This window comes from Protofrankia sp. Cr1 (assembly GCF_963555865.1).
Lineage (GTDB): Bacteria > Actinomycetota > Actinomycetes > Frankiales > Frankiaceae > Protofrankia.
Genome location: NZ_CAUVXO010000147.1, coordinates 1 through 3,110, shown reverse-complemented (window position 1 = coordinate 3,110; position 3,110 = coordinate 1). Strand labels below are relative to the sequence as shown.

Genomic DNA, 3,110 nt, shown 5'->3' with positions numbered 1-3,110 from the left:
GGTCCGGGTGACCCTCGCCGGCGGCCGCAGGCGGCAGGAGGAAGCGGGCGATGAGCGACTTCGTCGGAGCGGTCGACCAGGGCACCACGAGCACCCGTTTCATGATTTTTGATCATGATGGCAACGAGGTCGGGCGCCACCAACTGGAGCACCAGCAGATCCTGCCCTGCTCCGGATGGGTCGAGCACAACCCCGTGGAGATCTGGGAACGGACGGCGGTGGTCATCCAATCGGCGCTGGCCGGAGCCCACCTCAGGTCGTCCGACCTGGTGGCGCTCGGCGTCACCAACCAGCGGGAGACCACCGTCGTGTGGAACCCCCGTACCGGCCAGCCCTACTACAACGCGATCGTCTGGCAGGACACCCGAACCGACCGGCTCGCGTCGGCGCTGATCCGGGACGGCCGCGGGCAGATCATCCAGAGCAAGGCCGGGGTGCCGCCGGCGACCTACTTCTCCGCGGCCAAGATCCAGTGGATTCTCGACAACGTGGACGGGGTCCGCAGGGCGGCGGAGCAGGGTGAGGCGATCTTCGGGACCATGGACAGCTGGCTGCTGTGGAACCTCACCGGGGGTCCGCACGGCGGGGTGCACGTGACGGATGTGACCAACGCCAGCCGCACCATGCTGATGAACCTTCAGACCCTCGACTGGGACGACGAGCTGCTGTCGTTGTTCGACATCCCGCCCGCCATGCTCCCGACGATCCGGTCGTCATCCGAGCCGGCCGGCTACGGGACGACCACGCAGGCCGGGCCGCTGGGCGGCGAGGTGGCGTTGACCGCCGCGCTCGGGGACCAGCACGCCGCAACCGTCGGCCAGGTGTGCTTCGCCCCCGGCCAGGCCAAGAACACCTACGGCACCGGCAACTTTCTCCTGCTGAACACCGGAACGCGGGCCGTGTGGTCCGGTCACGGCCTGCTCACCACGGTCGGCTACCGGTTCGGTGACCAGGATCCCGTCTATGCGTTGGAAGGCTCGATCGCGGTCACGGGCTCGGCGGTGCAGTGGCTGCGGGACAATCTCGGCATCATCGCCAGCGCGGCGCAGAGTGAGGCGCTGGCCCGGCAGGTGCCCGACAGCGCCGGCCTCTACTTCGTCCCGGCCTTTTCGGGGTTGTTCGCGCCGTACTGGCGGTCGGACGCGCGCGGCGTGATCGTGGGCCTGTCGCGCTTCCACACCGGGGCACATCTGGCCCGCGCCGCACTGGAGGCGATCTGCTACGCCAGCCGCGACCTGGCCGAGGCGATGGGTCAGGACTCCGGTGTGGTGTTCGACGTCCTGCGGGTCGACGGCGGTGTGACAGCCAACGACCTGTGCATGCAGACGCAGGCGGACATCCTCGGGATCCCCGTCAGCCGACCTGTGATCGCGGAGACGACGGCCCTGGGCGCGGCCTACGCGGCCGGCCTCGCGGTGGGCTTCTGGCGGGACACCGACGAACTCGCCGCGCACTGGCGGGAGGACCGCCGGTGGGAACCCGAGTGGTCGGTCGACCGGCGCGAAAGCGGGTACGCGGGTTGGCGTAAGGCGGTTGAACGCACCCTGAACTGGGTGGATGTGGGCTGAGTCACCAACAGTATTTCCTGGACCGAGAAAGAGTGGACATTCACGCACCGCCCAACGGTCGGAATGAGTGGGCGGTGAAGGGGTGCTCGGCCGCCGCGGGAAGACGCCAGCCTACTCCGCCGGAAACGGTCCGCCCTATCGGTATGGCCCTGATAACAGAGTGACCCCGCCGACGGCGGCCCGTCCGAAACGCCGCCGTTACCGTGTTACCTCGCTGCCGAGTGCTGTTTGTTGTTTCGGTCACGCGTCGGGGTCGGCGGGATCCGGTGTGGATTGCATGCTAACGTCGATTATGTGTTGCCGCACGGAGCGGCCGGTCGGCAGCGTCATCATCCTGGTGCCGGCTTGGTATGCCGGTTGGATATGCTAGTTGGATATGCCGGCCGCTTCGTGCACACTCGCCCTGGAAGACGTAGGACTCCCGGAGGACCCGTGTCGAAGTCGAAATGGCAGAGACAACTGAAGGCATATGACAGACGGCTCCTCGAAGGCCAGTCGATGGACGAGGAACAGAAGACCGACTATCCGCTGGGCTGGTATTTCGCCCGGTTCAGTGAAGATCTCGTGCCCGGTCAGGTCATTCCCGTGGAGTTCATGTCTCATCAGTTCGCGCTCTTCCGAGGGAAGAACGGCGACGTTGGAATGATCGACAGTCAGTGCTGCCACATGGGTGCTGACCTCGCCCGTTGCGGGACCGTCGTCGATGATCGGATCAAATGCGGTTACCACGCCTGGGAATTCGGGACGGACGGCGGCTGCGACGTCATCCCGGGGCTGGATCGGTCGAAGATCCCCCCACGGGCGGGCCAGCGGTCGATCCCCGTCCGTGAACACGCCGGCAACATCTGGTTCTGGTACGGGCCGGAGCCCGCCGGTGAGTTCACGGAGGTCTCCTACGCTGACTCCAAGAAGTACCTCAACCTCAAGGGTCAGGTCTACATCGCGCACGGGAAACTGCTGCCGGTAGCGGAGCACGTTTCCGACATCTACCACTTCCCTAACGCCCACAAGGGCACCGGGCACCTTGAGTACGCGGTCATGGTGAACAAGGAAGACCGTCTTGAATACCAGCTCCGGCCAGCCGACGACGCGAGCCGGAACAAGGTCCAGCGGTGGTTCAAGCCGTTCGCGTTCATCGAGATGATCGGGCCGGCCGCGGCCATCTACCGGACGCAGAAGGACGCCACGGTCGACCGCTCCGGGCCGATGCTGACGATGGTCCTCGGCGGTACACCCATTCGGGACGATCTCACGATCTTCACGTGGCGGGTCGTGGTACGCAAGATCGGCCCGGGGCCGCTGTTCGCTCCGCTCAACCACGCGCTCGCCCGCATGATGTGGCTCACCGTCCGGCGGAACGCCTATGCCGACATGGACGTTCTGAAATGGTTGCGGATGCCCGAGAAGACGCTCTGGGTGAAGCCGGACGGCCCGTCCGTACGGGAGTTCCGCAGCTTCTTCAATCGTGGCATCGTGCCGGGCTGGCGTTTCGGCGACCCCATGCCGGAGGAATCGACCGCCAGCGCGTAGGAGACGCGCCCT

General features: G+C 66.3%; 2 protein-coding genes. Both read left to right on the top strand.

The window, feature by feature from the left end:
- Nucleotides 1-50 precede the first annotated feature (50 nt).
- Nucleotides 51-1,568: a glycerol kinase GlpK gene (glpK, locus tag U9980_RS13540; protein ID WP_322748514.1), complete on the top strand. Its 1,518-nt coding sequence runs from the start codon at nucleotides 51-53 to the stop codon at nucleotides 1,566-1,568.
- A 432-nt stretch (nucleotides 1,569-2,000) separates the two neighbouring features.
- On the top strand, nucleotides 2,001-3,098 hold the full coding sequence (locus U9980_RS13535) for a Rieske (2Fe-2S) protein (RefSeq protein WP_322768233.1): 1,098 nt from the start codon (nucleotides 2,001-2,003) through the stop codon (nucleotides 3,096-3,098).
- Nucleotides 3,099-3,110: the final 12 nt, after the last annotated feature.

Excerpts from the sequence above, each read along its gene's own strand:
- glpK (WP_322748514.1), top strand. The coding sequence starts at position 51 with ATGAGCGACTTCGTCGGAGCGGTCGACCAGGGCACCACGAGCACCCGT.